Annotated in this window: 15 protein-coding genes; all 15 read right to left on the bottom strand. The window is 70.9% G+C overall.

The features are described 5' to 3' along the window. Nucleotides 1-93: 93 nt before the first annotated feature. Nucleotides 94-879 (bottom strand): triose-phosphate isomerase, encoded by a 786-nt coding sequence (tpiA, locus tag CEY15_RS01075; RefSeq protein ID WP_095716913.1) that lies wholly within the window; start codon nucleotides 877-879, stop codon nucleotides 94-96. A gap of 29 nt (nucleotides 880-908) precedes the next feature. Continuing rightward, the gene (locus CEY15_RS01070) at nucleotides 909-2,126 is read right to left on the bottom strand and encodes a phosphoglycerate kinase (protein ID WP_095716912.1); all 1,218 of its coding nucleotides are present in this window, start codon (nucleotides 2,124-2,126) and stop codon (nucleotides 909-911) included. A 144-nt stretch (nucleotides 2,127-2,270) separates the two neighbouring features. Further along, nucleotides 2,271-3,287, bottom strand: coding sequence for a type I glyceraldehyde-3-phosphate dehydrogenase (gene gap, locus CEY15_RS01065; RefSeq protein ID WP_095716911.1), 1,017 nt, complete (start codon nucleotides 3,285-3,287; stop codon nucleotides 2,271-2,273). 116 nt (nucleotides 3,288-3,403) lie between these two features. Further along, nucleotides 3,404-4,387, bottom strand: a complete 984-nt coding sequence (gene whiA / locus CEY15_RS01060) for a DNA-binding protein WhiA (RefSeq protein ID WP_017836824.1) — start codon at nucleotides 4,385-4,387, stop codon at nucleotides 3,404-3,406. 22 nt (nucleotides 4,388-4,409) lie between these two features. Beyond that, nucleotides 4,410-5,411, bottom strand: a complete 1,002-nt coding sequence (locus CEY15_RS01055) for a gluconeogenesis factor YvcK family protein (RefSeq protein WP_095716981.1) — start codon at nucleotides 5,409-5,411, stop codon at nucleotides 4,410-4,412. A gap of 4 nt (nucleotides 5,412-5,415) precedes the next feature. Next, the gene (rapZ, locus tag CEY15_RS01050) at nucleotides 5,416-6,288 is read right to left on the bottom strand and encodes an RNase adapter RapZ (protein WP_017836826.1); all 873 of its coding nucleotides are present in this window, start codon (nucleotides 6,286-6,288) and stop codon (nucleotides 5,416-5,418) included. A 3-nt stretch (nucleotides 6,289-6,291) separates the two neighbouring features. After that, nucleotides 6,292-8,409, bottom strand: a complete 2,118-nt coding sequence (gene uvrC, locus CEY15_RS01045; protein ID WP_095716910.1) for an excinuclease ABC subunit UvrC — start codon at nucleotides 8,407-8,409, stop codon at nucleotides 6,292-6,294. Nucleotides 8,410-8,415: 6 nt separating this feature from the next. After that, nucleotides 8,416-8,904: a PH domain-containing protein gene (locus tag CEY15_RS01040; RefSeq protein WP_095716909.1), complete on the bottom strand. Its 489-nt coding sequence runs from the start codon at nucleotides 8,902-8,904 to the stop codon at nucleotides 8,416-8,418. Beyond that, a complete protein-coding gene (gene ribH, locus CEY15_RS01035; protein WP_095716908.1) occupies nucleotides 8,901-9,377 on the bottom strand; it encodes a 6,7-dimethyl-8-ribityllumazine synthase in 477 nt (158 codons plus the stop codon). The genes CEY15_RS01040 and ribH overlap by 4 nt, the downstream gene beginning before the upstream one ends. Beyond that, a complete protein-coding gene (locus tag CEY15_RS01030) occupies nucleotides 9,374-10,660 on the bottom strand; it encodes a bifunctional 3,4-dihydroxy-2-butanone-4-phosphate synthase/GTP cyclohydrolase II (protein ID WP_095716907.1) in 1,287 nt (428 codons plus the stop codon). Before CEY15_RS01030 ends, ribH begins: the two co-directional genes overlap by 4 nt. A gap of 75 nt (nucleotides 10,661-10,735) precedes the next feature. Continuing rightward, nucleotides 10,736-11,359 (bottom strand): riboflavin synthase, encoded by a 624-nt coding sequence (locus CEY15_RS01025; RefSeq protein ID WP_095716906.1) that lies wholly within the window; start codon nucleotides 11,357-11,359, stop codon nucleotides 10,736-10,738. A 42-nt stretch (nucleotides 11,360-11,401) separates the two neighbouring features. Then, a complete protein-coding gene (gene ribD, locus CEY15_RS01020; protein ID WP_245847062.1) occupies nucleotides 11,402-12,445 on the bottom strand; it encodes a bifunctional diaminohydroxyphosphoribosylaminopyrimidine deaminase/5-amino-6-(5-phosphoribosylamino)uracil reductase RibD in 1,044 nt (347 codons plus the stop codon). Nucleotides 12,446-12,447: 2 nt separating this feature from the next. Beyond that, nucleotides 12,448-13,116, bottom strand: a complete 669-nt coding sequence (rpe, locus tag CEY15_RS01015; RefSeq protein WP_095716904.1) for a ribulose-phosphate 3-epimerase — start codon at nucleotides 13,114-13,116, stop codon at nucleotides 12,448-12,450. An 81-nt stretch (nucleotides 13,117-13,197) separates the two neighbouring features. Then, nucleotides 13,198-14,724 (bottom strand): RsmB/NOP family class I SAM-dependent RNA methyltransferase, encoded by a 1,527-nt coding sequence (locus CEY15_RS01010; RefSeq protein ID WP_095716903.1) that lies wholly within the window; start codon nucleotides 14,722-14,724, stop codon nucleotides 13,198-13,200. Further along, nucleotides 14,721-15,653, bottom strand: coding sequence for a methionyl-tRNA formyltransferase (fmt, locus tag CEY15_RS01005; RefSeq protein ID WP_017836836.1), 933 nt, complete (start codon nucleotides 15,651-15,653; stop codon nucleotides 14,721-14,723). Before fmt ends, CEY15_RS01010 begins: the two co-directional genes overlap by 4 nt.

Genomic DNA, 15,653 nt, shown 5'->3' with positions numbered 1-15,653 from the left:
GATCGGGCCTTACGTCGGGTCGGGTGGTCGGAGGACGACTGGTCCAGACTACCCGGTGGGATCTCCAGGGTGAATCCAGGCGCGCCGCCGGGCTCAGGGCAGCGGGCCGCCTGCGGCGATGGCGGACAGCTGGGCGAACTCGTCGGGCTTGAGCGACGACCCGCCCACGAGACCGCCGTCGACGTCGGGCTGCTCGAGTAGTTCACCGACGGTGGAGGCGTTGACGCTGCCGCCGTAGAGCACCCGCATCTGATCCGCGGTCCCGGGATCGGACAGCTCGGCCAGTGCCTCGCGGATGGCGGCGCAGACCTCCTGCGCGTCCGCGGCGGAGGCGGTCTTGCCCGTCCCGATGGCCCACACGGGCTCGTAGGCGATGACGGTGGAGGCGAGCTGCTCGGTGCTCAGGCCGGCGAGAGACCCCTTGAGCTGTTCCACGACCACGCCGACATGGTCGCCGGCCTCCCGAATCTCCAGCTTCTCCCCCACGCAGACGATTGGGCTCAGGCCGTGCTTGTGGCACGCCGCGGCTTTGGCGGCCACCATCTCGTCGGTCTCGGAGTGGTACTCACGCCGCTCGGAGTGTCCGACCACGACGTAGGTGCACCCCAGCTTCGCGAGCATCCCCGCCGAGATCTCACCGGTGTACGCACCGGACTCGTGGACCGACACGTCCTGCGCACCGTAGGCGAAGCCGAGCTTGTCCCCCTCGATCACGATCTGGACACCGCGGATGTCGGTGAACGGGGGGATGAAGGCCACCTCCACCTTCTCGAGGTACTTCTCGGGCAGGGCGAAGGCCACCTTCTGGACGAGGGCGATCGCCTCGAGGTGGTTGAGGTTCATCTTCCAATTGCCGGCGATGAGCGGGGTGCGTGCCATGGTTTCTCCTGTGCGTAGGCGATAGCGGATCAGTTGCTGCGTTCGAGGGCGGTGACCCCCGGGAGCTCCTTGCCCTCGAGATACTCGAGCGAGGCGCCGCCCCCTGTCGAGATGTGGGAGAAGTTCTCCTCCCCGAGCCCGAGCGTCCGGACGGCCGCCGCGGAGTCACCGCCCCCCACCACGGAGAACGCACCGTCACGGGTCGCGGCGATGATCGCCTCGGCGACGCCCCGGGTGCCGGCCGAGAACGCCTCGAACTCGAACACGCCCATCGGGCCGTTCCAGAAGACGGTCTTGGCGGCGGACAGCTTCTCCGTGAACAGCGCCACGGACGCCGGTCCGATGTCGAGTCCCATCGTGCCGTCGGGGATCGCGTCGGTCGGCACCGTGGTGTGCGCGGCATCGGCGGAGAACCCGTCGGCCGCCACCACGTCGACCGGCAGGGTGATCACGTCGCCGAACCTGTCGAGCAGGTCCTTGCAGGTGTCGATCATCTCCTCCTGGAGGAGGGAGGATCCGACTCCGTGCCCCTGGGCGGCGAGGAAGGTGAAGCACATGCCGCCACCGATGACCAGTGTGTCGACCTTGGGGACCAGTGCCTCGATAACCGCGAGCTTGTCCGAGACCTTGGACCCACCGAGGACCACCGCGTAGGGCCGCGCGGTGTCGCCGGTCAGATCGGCGAGGACCTCGACCTCGCTCTGCACCAGATCACCGGCGTAGGCGGGGAGGACCTCGGCGATGTCGCAGACCGAGGCCTGCGCGCGGTGCACCACACCGAACCCGTTGGAGACGAACGCTCCGTCCGGCCCGACGAGGCTCGCCAGGTCGGCCGCCAGCGCGGCACGCTCCGCGGAGTCCTTGCTGGTCTCCCGCGGATCGAAGCGGATGTTCTCGACCAGGAGCACGTCGCCGTCGGTCAGTCCGTTGGCGCGCTCACGGGCATCGGGACCCACCACGTCTCCCGCCAGCTGCACGTAGCGGCCGAGCTCGTCGCCCAATTTCTCCGCGACGGGAGCCAGCGAGAGCGCCGGATCCGCCTCACCCTTCGGCCGACCGAGGTGCGCCGTGATCACCAGCGCGGCACCGGCGTCGAGCAGCGCGTTCAGAGTAGGCAGTGACGCCGAGATCCGGCCGGAGTCGGTGATGGTCGATCCGTCGAGCGGGACGTTGAGGTCGCAGCGGACGAGGATCTTGCGACCTTCGACGCCGGCGTCCAGCAGGTCTTGGAGTGTGCTCACTGCCATGGGGTGGGGCTCCTGTCGGGTGGACGGTGATGGTGTGGTCTGGATGCTGTGGTGCGGGCTGATGTACAGCGGGCCCGGCCGGGACGCTCTGGGCGTTCCCGGGCCGGGCCCGGTGTGGTGCGGGGTCGTCAGGCCCGAGGGCTCTTACAGCGACTTGCCGACCAGGCCGACGAGGTCGGCGAGGCGGTTGGAGTAGCCCCACTCGTTGTCGTACCAGGAGGCGATCTTGATCTGGCCGTCGATGGCCTTGGTCAGCTGGGCGTCGAAGATCGAGGAGTGCGGGTCGGTCACGATGTCGGAGGAGACGATCGGGTCCTCGGTGTACTTGAGGATCCCCTTCATCGGACCCTCGGCGGCCGCCTTGATCGCGGCGTTGACCTCCTCGACGGAGGCCTTCTTCTCGAGCTCGACGGTGAGGTCGGTCAGGGAGCCGGTGGGCAGCGGGACGCGCACGGCGTACCCGTCGAACTTGCCCTTGAGCTCGGGCAGGACCAGCGAGACGGCCTTGGCGGCACCGGTGGAGGTGGGCACCATGTTGATCGCGGCGGCGCGGGCACGACGCGGGTCCTTGTGGGGGGCGTCCTGCAGGTTCTGGTCCTGGGTGTAGGCGTGGATCGTGGTCATGAGGCCCTTGACGATCCCGAACTCGTCGGACAGGACCTTGGCCACCGGTGCGAGGCAGTTGGTCGTGCAGGACGCGTTGGAGATGATCGTCTGCGAACCGTCGTACTGGTCGTCGTTGACACCCATGACGATCGTGATGTCCTCGCCCGAGGCCGGCGCGGAGATGATGACCTTCTTCGCCCCGCCCTCGAGGTGCCCGCGGGCCTTCTCGGCGGAGGTGAAGATGCCGGTGGACTCGACCACGACGTCGACGTCGTAGTCGGCCCACGGCACCGCGGAGGGGCCCTCCTTGACCGCGAGCGCGCCCATCCTGGCCCCACCGACCGTGATGGACTCGTCGTCGAACGTCACGTCCTTGCCGAGGCGACCGAGGATGGAGTCGTACTTGAGCAGATGAGCGAGCATGTCGTTCGTGGTGAGGTCGTTGACGGCCACGATCTCGATATCGGTCTTGCCCTCGGCCTTCAGCGCCTCCACCGCGCGGTAGAAGTTGCGGCCGATACGTCCGAATCCGTTGATGCCTACGCGCACGGTCACGTGATGTCTCCTTATAGGTGGTGCGAGAAAGAACCCTGAAGGGCGGGGTGCTGCCCGGGGCGTGACCCAGACTACCCGCCCCAGGTGGGGGCTGTGCAGGGTCCACGGGCCGCGTATCAGTCTTCGTCGAGCATGTCCTCGGTCACGACGGACTCGGTGTCCGGGATACCCAGATCGGCGGCCTTGCGGTCGGCCATGGACAACAGTCGGCGGATCCGACCGGCCACCGCGTCCTTGGTCATCGGGGGGTCGGCGAGCTGCCCCAGCTCCTCGAGGGAGGACTGACGGTGTTGGACCCGCAGCTCGCCCGCGGCCAGCAGGTGGTCGGGCACGTCCTCGGCGAGGATCTCGAGTGCCCGCTGGACGCGTGCGGCCGCCGCCACCGCTGCCCGGGCCGACCTGCGGAGATTGGCGTCGTCGAAGTTGGCGAGTCGGTTGGCGGTCGCCCGTACCTCTCCGCGGGAACGCCGCTCCTCCCAGATGTCCCTGGTCGCGGACGCCCCCATCCGCGCGAGCAGGATGCCGATCGCCTCCCCGTCGCGGATCACCACCCGGTCACCACCACGGACCTCGCGGGCCTTGGCCGTCACCCCGAGGCGACGCGCTGCGCCCACCAGGGCCATCGCCGCCTCCGCGCCGGGCGCCGTGACCTCCAGCGCCGACGACCGCCCGGGTTTGGTGAGAGAACCGTGGGCCAGGAACGCCCCCCGCCACGAGGCCTCCGCCGCCGCCACGGATCCCCCGACGACCGCGGCGGGCAATCCCCTGACGGTGCGGCCGGCGGCGTCGACCAGTCCGAGCTGGCGGGTCAGGTCCGCTCCCCGGTCGATCACCCGGAGGACGAACTTCCGGGCCGGCTTACCGCCGCTTCCCCCGATCGGGTGGATCTCGCAGGGCACGGAGAACAGCGAGTCGAGCTCGCCGGACAACCGCTCTGCGATCTCGCCCGAATCGACCTCCGCCTCGATCACGAGGCGGCCGGAGAGGACCTGGAGGGTGCCCGCGAAACGCAGGAGTGAGGCGATCTCCGCCTTCCTGGTCTCCGAGTTCCCGACCGGGACCCTCACCAGCTCGGACTTGACCTGTGCGGTCAGTGACACGCCCTGCTCCTTCGTTCTCCGGTCATCCGTCGGCCCCCGCCGTCACCGTGGCGGCGAGCGCCCGGGCGAGCAGAGCGGGGTCGTGCACGGGCTTCATCGTCCCATCCGGTGCGGTCCGGGCGATGTCCGCCACCATGACCCGCGCCCCCAGGCCCGCCGCCGCCCGGTCGAGGTGTTCACGTTCGGTGTCGCTCAGTGGCATCCGCGGGTCCACCAGCACCACGTCCACGTCGACCGCGGGTGCGTGCTGGCGCAACACGTGGAGATGCTGCTCGGCGGAGAACCCGGCGGTCTCGCCGACCTGCGGCGCCAGGTTGAGCACGAGCGCCCTGGTCGCGGACGTGCGGGCCAACGCGGAGGCGATGTCCGGGACCAACACGTTCGGGATGACACTCGTGAACCACGAGCCCGGCCCCAGCACGACCATGTCCGCGGCCTCGATCGCCTCCACGACGCCGTCCGCCACGGGCGGGTCGGCGGGGATGAGCCGCACCCGGCGCACACTCCCGGGCGTGGTGGCCACCGCGACCTGGCCGATGATCGTGCGCACCACGCGGGGGTCGGCTTCCAGTCCGACGACCTCCGCGGCGATGTCCAGGGCGACCGGTGACATGGGGAGCACACGGCCGGTCACCCCGAGCATCGACCCGACGGCGTCGAGCGCCTTGACGGGGTCCCCGAGCAGTTCCCAGAACCCCGCGAAGACGAGGTTCCCCACGGCGTGTCCCGCCAGCGCCCCGGTTCCCCCGTAGCGGTGCTGGAACAGGCTGGTCAGCTGTCCGTGCTCGTCGTCCTCGGCCGCGAGTGCGCACAGCGCCATCCGGAGGTCGCCGGGGGGCAGGATGTCGAGTTCGCGACGGAGGCGGCCGGACGAGCCACCGTCGTCCGCCACGGTCACCACCGCGGTCACGTGGTCGGCGACCATACGCCCGGCGCGGAGGGTGGCGGACAACCCGTGACCCCCGCCGAGGGCGACGAGCGACCCCAGCCGGTCCGGTCCTCCCGCCGTGGTCTGACCTGTCATCCGATCACTCGCGTCCGAGATCACGGTGGCGGACGTGGACGTCGACGGAATCGAGGCCGGTCAGTCTCCCGGCCAGGGATTCGGAGATCGCGACGCTGCGGTGTTTGCCGCCGGTGCACCCCACCGCGATGGTCATGTACCGCTTGCCCTCGCGTCGATACCCGGTCATCGCCAGGCCGATCATCGAGACCGCCGCCCGCAGGTACTCCTCGATCGACGGATCCGCCAGGACATAATCCTGGACCGGCTTCTCGCGGCCGGTGTGCGCCTGGAGTTCGGGAATCCAGTGCGGGTTGGGCAGGAACCGCATGTCGAGCAGCATGTCCACGTCGACCGGCACCCCGTACTTGAAGCCGAAGGACTCGACGGTGAGATGGAAATCGAAGCCCAGGTCGCCGAACGGCTTCTCGAGCCGGTGCCGGAGATCGTGGACGCTCAACGAGGTCGTGTCGACCACCACGTCCGCGCGTCCGCGAATCCCCTCCAGCACCTTGCGCTCCCGCTGGATCCCGTCGATCAGACCGTCCCCCGACTGCAACGGGTGGGATCGCCGGACGTTGTTGAACCGCTTGACCAGGGCCTCGTCCGAGGCGTCCAGGAAGAGGATCCTCGCCTCGGGGCGACCGTCGAAGCGCCCCAACAGTTCTCCGATGTGCTCGTCGAATCCCAGACTGCGGACGTCCGCGACGATCGCGAACCTCCTGGGTTCCTCGCGGGCCTCGGCGAGACGATCCACCAGCTCCCCGACGAACCGGAGCGGGAGGTTGTCCACGACGTACCAGCCGAACTCCTCGAGCACCTTCGACGCCGTGCCCTTGCCCGCACCGGACATCCCGCAGATGAGCAGGAGTTCGCGTCCCTCATCGTTCACGCCCATGGTTCACCTCGAGTCGCTCGTCTGGTCGTCGTCGACCTCACGGTCCGAGTCTTCCATGTCGGCGCGTGCGCCGTCCGTACCCGGCCCGTCTGTACCTGGCGCGTCCGCGGGCGGGGCGTCCGGCGATCCCAGGGTCGCGCGGATCGCCGCCGCGACCCCGGGGCCGATACCCGGGACCGCGCAGAGGTCGTCCACCCCGGCGGCGCGGAGGGCCGAGACGGTGGGGAACTTCTCCAGCAGCGCCGCCCGGCGTGAGGGCCCGAGCCCGGGCACGTCGTCGAGGATCGACGTCGTCATCCGCTTGGACCTGGCTCCCCTGTGGGCCCGGATCGCGAAACGGTGCGCCTCGTCGCGGAGCCGCTGCAGCAGGAACAGCCCCTCGCCGTGCCGGGGGAAGATGACCGGGTACTCCTCCCCGGGCAGCCAGATCTCCTCGAGACGTTTGGCGATGCCGATCACCGGGACGTCGTTGACGCCCAGTTCGGACAGGACCTCGGCGGCGGCCTCAACCTGGGGACGGCCACCGTCGACGACGAAGAGCTGGGGAGGGTAGGCGAAGCGTCGGGTGGGCGCGGACTTCCCGGTCGCCCCCTCGCCCGCGTCCGCCCGGTCGTCGACGGGCCCGTCGGCGTCGTCCGGGGTCACCACCGGTTCCTCGTGGTGCCGCCGGAATCGCCGGCGGGTCACCTCGGCGATGCTCGCGACGTCGTCGGAGTGCCCGTCGCCGGCCGCCTCCCGGATGCGGTAGAGCCGGTAGTCACTCTTGCGGGGGAGCCCGTCCTCGAACACCACCAGTGAGGCCATGACGTCGGTGCCCTGGGTGTGGGAGATGTCCACGCACTCGATGCGGAGCGGCGCGGTATCGAGTTCCAGGGTCTCCTGGATCTCCTGCAGGGCGGCCGAGCGCGCGGTCAGGTCACCACTGCGGCGCAGCTTGTGCTGGGTCAGCGCCTCCACCGCGTTACGACGGACGGTCTCCGCCAACGACCGCTTGTCGCCCCGCCGCGGGATTCGCAGCGACACGCGTGATCCACGAAGGCCCGAGAGCCAGTCGGCGAGCTCGTCCGCGTCCTCGGGCAGCGCCGGCACCAACACCTCCCGCGGCACGGCGGCAGCGAGATCGGCACCGGAGTCGGTTGCCCCGGCCAGCTCGGCCTCCCCGCCGTAGAACTGGGCGAGGTAGTCCGAGACGACGCCCGGCACGGCGAGCACCGGATCGAACCGGCCGTCGCGGTCCACTCCGTGCGCGTGTTCGACCACCCACCCGCGTTGGCCCCTGATCCGCCCGCTCCGGACGTGGAAGACCTGGACGGACACCTCCAGCTCGTCGACCTCGACACCCACGACGTCGGCGTCGGTACCGTCACCCAGGACGACGGCCTGCTTCTCCATGGCCCGCCTCATCGCGCCGAGGTCGTCCCGGAGCCGGGCCGCGCGCTCGAAGTCCAGGTCCTCGGACGCCTCGAGCATCCGCGCCTCGATCCGCTTCATGATGACGTCGGTGCGTCCGGCGAGGAAATCGCAGAGCTCGTCGACGATCCGGCGGTGTTCCTCAGCCGTCACCCGTCCGATGCAGGGCGCGGCGCACTTGTCGATGTACCCGAGCAGACAGGGGCGGCCCAACTGGGCCTGTCGCCTGAACACCCCGGCCGTGCACGACCTCACCGGGAAGACCCGTTGGAGGGTGTCGAGCGTGTCCCGGATCGCCCATGCGTGGGAATACGGACCGAAGTACCGGGTCCCGGCCCGTCGCGGACCGCGGTAGACGAACGCGCGGGGGAACTCCTCCCCCACCGTCACCGCCAGGAGGGGATAGGTCTTGTCGTCCCGGTACCGGACATTGAAGCGGGGGTCGTATTTCTTGATCCACGTGTACTCCAGTTGCAGCGCCTCCACCTCGGTGGAGACGACGGTCCACTGGACGCCCGCCGCGGCGGTGACCATCTGCCTGGTACGCGGGTGGAGAAGGGTGAGGTCGGCGAAGTACGAACCGATCCGGCTGCGCAGGTTCTTGGCCTTGCCCACGTAGATGACGCGACCCTGGTCGTCGCGGAAGCGGTAGACCCCCGGCTCGGTGGGGATGGAGCCGGGTGACGGACGGTACGTGCGGGGATCGGCCACGACGCCTCAGCGGTCGGCGACGGTCTCGGGATCGGCGGCCGAGGGCTTGTACCGGCGGATCGTCTCGCGTAGGGAACCCATGGCGTCGACCGCCTCCTGCCCGTCGACCGTCAGGATGGCCCAGATCCCGACGTGCTCGTAGGCGGGGAGTTCGAGCCGTGGCCACATGCTGGACCGGGGGAACGTGATCCCCACGATGTCCGGCCAGTCCCACTGCCGGGTCCTCAGGGGCCCGCGGACCTCGACGCCCTGTTCACCCACCCGCACCCTGATCCTGAGGAGGGAGAGCAGGACGCCGGCGAAGATCAGGCCGATCATCACGAAGGCGAGCTGGTCGGCGACACCGATGGTGACCCCGGTGTCGTCACGGACCAGCAGGACTGCCCAGAGGACGTGCGCGAGGACGATGAGGACAGCCAGCGCGATCACGGCGATCCGGAGACGCCGTGGACGGTGCTCGAAATCCCGGTACTCGAGATCCCGGTGCTCGCTCATCGCCCCGCCCGGAGGTCGCGCAGGGTGACGGCCGCGCCGAGTGCGGCCGCGACCGCCTCGCCGCCCTTGTCCTCCGCGGCGCCGTCGTGCCCGTCGCGGTCGCGGGCCTGGGCCTCGTTCTCCGTGGTGAGCACGCCGTGGGCCACCGGGGTCGCCTCGTCGAGCGCGATCCGGGTCAGGCCGTCGGTCACCGAGCGGCAGACGTAGTCGAAGTGCGGTGTGGAGCCCCGGATGACCACCCCGAGCGCCACCACGGCGTCGTGGGACCTCGCGAGCTCCTGTGCGACCACCGGGAGCTCGACGGCCCCCGTGACGCGGGCGACGGACGCGACCGCACCGGACGCCTCGGCGACCGCGAGTGCGCGCTCCATGAGTTGCGCACAGATCTCGTCGTGCCAGGTGGAGGCCACGACGCCCAGCCGCAGGCCGCGGGCGTCGGGGATCACCAACTCCGGCCTACCGGTGCCGCTCATCGCCGATCCTCTCCGTTCGTGCTGGGGTCGTTCGCGCTGGGGCCGTTCGCGTTCATGTCGACGCCGTCGTCGAGGCCCTCGAGCAGATGGCCCATCCGGTCCCGCTTGGTCCGCAGGTACCGGAGGTTCTCCGGGGTCACCGCGGTGGGCATGGGAACCCGTGAGATCACCTCGACGCCGCCCGCACGGAGGGCGTCGGCCTTGGCGGGGTTGTTGGTCATCAGACGCACTCGCGTCACCCCGAGATCCCGAAGCATCTGCGCGGCCAGGCTGAAGTCCCGGGCGTCGGCCGGAAGACCGAGGTCCAGATTGGCGTCCACGGTGTCGCGGCCGTCGTCCTGCAACTGATAGGCGCGGAGCTTCTGGACCAGGCCGATCCCCCGGCCCTCGTGACCCCTCATGTAGAGGACGACCCCGCGGCCCTCCTCGCACACCGAGGCGACGGCAGCGTCGAGCTGTGGACCGCAATCGCAGCGCAGCGAGTGGAAGACGTCTCCGGTGAGGCACTCGGAGTGGACGCGGACCGACACCGGCTCCGCGCCTGAGATGTCTCCGGCGACCATGGCCACGTGCTCGACCCCCTGGATGACGTCGCGGTATCCGTGAGCGGTCATCGTCCCGGCCGGGGTGGGGATCCGGGCGGCCGCCTCGTGGACCACCTGCACCTCGTGCGCGCGGCGCCAGTCCTGCAGCGCCTCGATCGTGATCATCGCGAGCCCGTGCTCATCGGCGAAGCGTCGGAGTTCCGGGGTCCGGGCCATGGTGGTCGGGTCGTCCTCGGAGACGATCTCGCAGATCACCCCCGCCGGGCGCAGACCGGCGAGTCGCGCGAGGTCGACCGCGGCCTCCGTGTGGCCGGGCCGGGTGAGCACCCCACCGGGCCGCGCGCGCAGCGGTACCACGTGGCCGGGTCGCGTGAAGTCGCCGGGAACGGCATCGGCGGAGGCCAGCATGCGGGCGGTGCGCGCCCTGTCGGCGGCGGAGATGCCGGTCGAGACACCGACGCGAGCGTCCACGGTGACGGTGTAGGCGGTGTCGTGCCGGTCCTCGTTGATGGCCCGCATCGGCGGGAGATCGAGGCGAAGGCAGTCTTCGGCCTCGAGCGTCACGCACACGTATCCGGACGAGTACCGGACGAGGAAACCCATCAGCTCGGGGGTCGCGAGTTCGGCGGCGAAGATCAGGTCGCCCTCGTTCTCCCGGTCCTCGCTGTCCACCACGACGACGGCTCGTCCCGCCGCGATGTCGGCGATGGCGCGGTCGATGCCGTCGAAGGTGGTCACTGCTGCGGGTTCTCCTCGGTACTCAACACACCCGGGCGGCGTCCGCGGGCACGGCCACAAGTATGGCTCATCCGCTCACGGGGTCCGCTCACCGCGTCCGCCGAGGAGACGCTCGACGTACTTGGCCAGGACGTCGACCTCCAGGTTGACCCGGCCTCCCCGGGGCAGACCACCGAGGATCGTGTCCTCGAGCGTGGTGGGGATGAGCGAGACCTCGAACCACGGTTCCCGCTGCTCGAGCGGACTGACCGCCGACACCGTGAGAGAGGTTCCCGAGACGGTGATGGATCCCTTCTCGACCACGTAGCGGGACAGCTCCGGCGGCATCGAGAGGCGCAGCACGTGCCACCTGGCGTGCTCGGTCCTGCTGATCAGGGTGCCGGTACCGTCGACATGTCCCTGGACGATGTGACCTCCGAAGCGAGCGTCCGCGCGCATCGCGCGCTCCAGGTTCACCGGATCCCCGGGACGCAGCGCACCCAGGGCGGTGCGGTCGAGGGTCTCGGCCATCACGTCGGCCTCGAATCCCACACCGGGGGTGAACTCCGTGACGGTCAGGCAGACGCCGTTGACGGAGATCGAGTCGCCGTGTCCGGCGTCGGATGTGACGAGTGGTCCGAGGATCCGCAGACGCGCGGAGTCCCCCACCGTGTCGACGGAGTCCAGCGTGCCGAGTTCCTCGACTATTCCGGTGAACATCAGAGCGGTCCTCTCGTGGGTGTGGTCATGCGGGTCGTCTAATCATGCGGGTCTTCGGGTCATTCGGAGATAGACGTCGCGCCCCAGGGTCGCGGACTCGCGCACCTCGAAGCCGTGGGCGTCGGTCAGCGTGCCCACACCGGCCTCCTCGACGGCGGACCGGCCACCGCCCAGCACGAGTGGCGCGATATAGGCCTCCACCTCGTCGACGAGCCCGGCGGAGAGGAACGCTCCGGCCAGCCGGGGTCCGCCCTCGACGAGGACGTGCTGGACGTCGCCGAGCATCGCGAGCGCCTCCGCGGGATCGCGGGTGGCGAGGTGCCGGAACCGGCCGTCGGTGCCCCGCACGGCCGCGCCCGGTGGCACCGGGGCCAATCCCATCACCGCGCGCAGGGGTTGACGGTCGGTGAGGGCCCCGTCGTCCGACCGGGCGGTGAGTGAAGGGTCGTCGGCGGCGAAGGTGCCCGAGCCGACGACGACGACGTCGATCTCCTGCCGCCGCCCGTGGACGTGGCGTCGCGAATCGGGACCGGTGATCCACCGGCTGGTGCCGTCGGCCGCGGCCACCCGGCCGTCGAGGGTGGCCGCGTACTTCCAGGTGACGTACGGCCGTCCGGAGTGCTGGCGGTGCAGCCATGCTCTGAGTGGACCCTGTTCGGCGGCGGCCACCTCGTCGTCGTCGGCCCGCGCCACGTCCGTCCCGGCCCGCCGCAGCGTCTGCGCCCCGCCGGACGCGAGAGGGTTCGGATCCGCCACCGCGTAGACGACCCGCGCGACGCCCGCGGCGAGGGCCCGCGCGGAACAGGGACCGGTGCGGCCCTGGTGGTCACAGGGCTCGAGGGTGACTACGAGTGTGCCGCCCCGGGCCCGCTCGCCGGCCTCGTCGAGGGCGACGACCTCGGCGTGCCGACCCCCGGGCGCCTCGGTCGCCCCGCGGCCGACCACCTCACCCGCGGTGTCGAGTACCACGGCGCCCACCGGGGGGTTCGGGGTGCTGACCCCGAGAGCGGATCGCGACAGTGCGATCGCGTCGGCCAGGACCTCGCGCTCGCGGCGGCGCCGTCCGCCGTCGGGCGCGTGTGTCATCGTCACGCCCGCGCGGCCGCGGCCCCCGCGCGCAGGGTCTCGATCATGGCGTCGGGGTCGGGCGCACCGTAGACCGCGGATCCGGCGACGAAGACGTCGCACCCCGCGGAGGCGGCGTCCCCGATCGTGTGGGAATCGATCCCGCCGTCGATCTGGATCAGCACGTCGAGCCCGCGCTGATCGATCTCGGCGCGCAGGGCGCGGACCTTGTCGAGCACCTCGGGCATGAACGACTGGCCCCCGAACCCGGGCTCGACGCTCATCACCAGAACCATGTCCACGTGCTCGAGCAGGTCGAGGTACGGCTCCACCGGCGTGCCCGGCTTGAGGGAGATCCCGGCCCGGCACCCGCGGGAGTGAAGCAGGTCCGCGACAACCTTCGGATCGTCGGTGGCCTCCACGTGGAAGGTCACGCTGGCCGCGCCGGCATCGACGTAGTCACCCACCCACCGTGCCGGATCCTCGATCATCAGGTGGCAGTCCATCGGCTTGTCGGTGACCTTCCCGACCGCCTTGGCGACCGGGGCACCGAAGGACAGGTTGGGCACGAAGTGGCCGTCCATCACGTCGACATGGATCCAGTCGGCCGCGGGGATCCGTTCGATCTCCCGGTCGAGTCGTGCGAAGTCGGCGGACAGGATCGACGGCGCGATGAGCGGCTGGTACGACATGCGGGCCAGTCTAGGCGGGCACGCGCGAGTGGACGCTCCAGGGCGCGGGCCGTGAACCCGACCCCCCGACGGTGCAGCCGGTCATTGCCCTCGCGAGGGCGACGTGGGGGCCGATTCGAGCCTGCGCAACCCCGCCATGAACATCGCGTCGGTGCCGTGCCGGTGCGGCCAGAGCTGCACCCACGGCCCGTCTCCGAGGCCCTCGGTAGAGGTCCCGTCGATCCCCTCCAGGATCTCGCGGACGTCGAGGAGTTCGACATCGTCGCGCCGGTTCGCCTCACGGATCACCGACACCGTCTCGGACAGGTGCGGGGAACACGTGGCGTAGAGCACCACACCACCGGGCCGGACCAGTCGCAGTGCGGACTCCAGGAGTTCCCGCTGCAGGATCACCAGTCCCGGGATGTCTGCGGCCGTCTTGCGCCACCGGGCCTCGGGACGCCGCCGGAGGGCGCCGAGTCCCGAGCACGGGGCGTCGAGGAGGACTCGATCGAACCCCGGCTCGAGGCCGGGGTCCCGGCCGTCCGCGGTGAGTACGGTCACCGGCAGGTCGCGCGTGGCCTGTCGCACGAGGTCGGCCCGGTGTTCGGAGACCTCGACGCCGGTCACCGTCGCACCCTCGATCTCCGCCAACGCGCCCAGCATGACGGCCTTTCCCCCGGGGCCGGCGCACAGATCCAACCACCGGCCCCCGTCCTCGCCGACGAGCGGTGCACGGGAGGCCGCGATCGCGACGACCTGGCTGCCCTCGTCCTGCACCGTGGCGAGACCGTCTTTGACCGCGTCCAGGGCGCCGGGGTCACCCGAGTCGAGGTGGACCGCGTACGGCGACACGACGCCCTCACTGCCGCCCGTCACCAACGCGAGTTCCTCGGCGGAGATGGCACCCGGCAGTGCCGCCAGATGCACCTTTGGGCGCGCGTCATCGGCCGCCAGCAGCTCGGGAAGCTCCCCAGCGTTCGCCCCGAGGGACTCCGCGAACGCGCGCGCGATCCACTCGGGGTGCGCGGTGCCCACGGCCAACCGGGCGACGGGGTCGGTCACGTCCTTCCGCAGCACCTCGACCCAGCTGTCCAGATCCTGCGCGGAGACCTTGCGCAGCACTGCGTTGACGAACGCCCCGGCCCGGCCCAGCCCCAGGGTCCGCGCCGCCTCCACGCTCGTGTCGACGGCCGCGTGCGCCCCGATCCGGGTGAACAGCAACTGATAGGCGCCCAGCCTCACCAGGTCCAGGACCGGTGGGTCGATCTCCTCGACCGGCCGGCCGGCCGCCTCCGCGATGATGCGGTCCAGCAACCCCTGCGTCCGGAGCGTGCCGTAGGTGAGCTCGGTGGCCAGAGCCGCGTCCCGGGTGTCGAGTCGCGCTTTGGTGAGCTCTGACGGGAGCAGGAGGTTCGCGTACGCCGCGCGCTCGCGAACCGCCGACATCACGCTGAGGGCGACGGTCCTGGCGTCAGGGCGGACCTGCCGAGGTGCCGGGCTGTCACGCCGGGGGCCGGCGGATCGGGGCGCGTCCCGTCGCCCGCCGCTCTGCCGCCTGCTGCCCTCCTTGCCGCCGTCCTTCCGGCCGCCCCCGGGGCCCCGCCGCCGCGCGCCCTCCGCGCTCATACGAACTCCGCCCCGTCATCGAGTCGGGCTCCGCGTGCCCAGTCGACCGCGTTCATCATCCTCTTCCCCGGTGGCTGTAGGGACTCCACCGCCACCGGTGTGGTGGCCGTGCCGACGAGCAGAGACCGCTTGTCGAGCCGGATCCGACCTGGCGCCAGGGCCGTCTCCCCCTGTTCCGGGAACGCCGTGGAGCCGATCTTGACCCGCTCCCCGGCGAGAGTGGTCCACGCTCCCGGAGCCGGGGTGACCGATCGGATGTGACGGTCCACCGCCAGGGCCGGAGCAGCCCATCGCACACGAGCGTCGTCCACCGTGATCTTCCCCGCCCGCGAGATCCCGTCCGCCGGCTGCGGGACGGCGCGAACCTCCCCGGCCTCGATGGCGTCGAGGGTGGCCACGAGAAGGTCCGCGCCGGAGGCCGACAGTCGATCGAGCAGGTCGCCGGCGGTGTCGCGAGGCCGGATCGTCTCGGTCATCGTCCCGAGGACCGGACCGGTGTCCATCCCCTCGTCGAGCAGGAAGGTCGTGGCCCCGGTCATCTCGTCTCCCGCCTCGATGGCGGCGTTGACCGGTGCGGCACCTCGCCACGCGGGCAACAGCGAGAAGTGGAGGTTCACCCACCCGTGGGTGGGGATGTCCAGGACGGGCCGGGGCACCAGGTGCCCGTAGGCGACCACCGGGACCGCCTCCGGCGCGAGGTCGCGGAGCCGCTCGGCGAACTGCGGGTCACGCGCGTTCGGCGGGGTGAGGACCTCGATGCCCGCCTCGTCGGCGGCAGCGGCCACGGCACTACGGGACAGACTCCGGCCACGACCGGTCCTGGCGTCGGGTCGCGAGACCACCGCCACCACCTCGTGTCGGTCCGAGCTCACGAGCGCCTCGAGTGACGGGACGGCCGCCTGCGGGGTGCCGGCGAAGACGAGACGCAC

Origin of the sequence: Dietzia natronolimnaea, from assembly GCF_002289575.1 — a bacterium.
GTDB classification, from domain to species: Bacteria; Actinomycetota; Actinomycetes; order Mycobacteriales; family Mycobacteriaceae; genus Dietzia; species Dietzia natronolimnaea_A.
Note: the sequence above shows the minus strand (reverse complement) of the source record. Positions and strands in the feature narration are given on the sequence as shown.

What these genes read in the sequence shown, in the direction of transcription:
- rpe (WP_095716904.1), bottom strand. Translation starts at nt 13,116, where the DNA reads ATGTCGTACCAGCCGCTCATCGCGCCGTCGATCCTGTCCGCCGACTTC.
- ribH (WP_095716908.1), bottom strand. Translation starts at nt 9,377, where the DNA reads ATGAGCGGCACCGGTAGGCCGGAGTTGGTGATCCCCGACGCCCGCGGC.
- rapZ (WP_017836826.1), bottom strand. Translation starts at nt 6,288, where the DNA reads ATGGGCGTGAACGATGAGGGACGCGAACTCCTGCTCATCTGCGGGATG.
- CEY15_RS01040 (WP_095716909.1), bottom strand. Translation starts at nt 8,904, where the DNA reads ATGAGCGAGCACCGGGATCTCGAGTACCGGGATTTCGAGCACCGTCCA.
- CEY15_RS01055 (WP_095716981.1), bottom strand. Translation starts at nt 5,411, where the DNA reads ATGACAGGTCAGACCACGGCGGGAGGACCGGACCGGCTGGGGTCGCTC.
- CEY15_RS01010 (WP_095716903.1), bottom strand. Translation starts at nt 14,724, where the DNA reads ATGAGCGCGGAGGGCGCGCGGCGGCGGGGCCCCGGGGGCGGCCGGAAG.
- CEY15_RS01025 (WP_095716906.1), bottom strand. Translation starts at nt 11,359, where the DNA reads ATGTTCACCGGAATAGTCGAGGAACTCGGCACGCTGGACTCCGTCGAC.
- ribD (WP_245847062.1), bottom strand. Translation starts at nt 12,445, where the DNA reads ATGACACACGCGCCCGACGGCGGACGGCGCCGCCGCGAGCGCGAGGTC.
- tpiA (WP_095716913.1), bottom strand. Translation starts at nt 879, where the DNA reads ATGGCACGCACCCCGCTCATCGCCGGCAATTGGAAGATGAACCTCAAC.
- CEY15_RS01070 (WP_095716912.1), bottom strand. Translation starts at nt 2,126, where the DNA reads ATGGCAGTGAGCACACTCCAAGACCTGCTGGACGCCGGCGTCGAAGGT.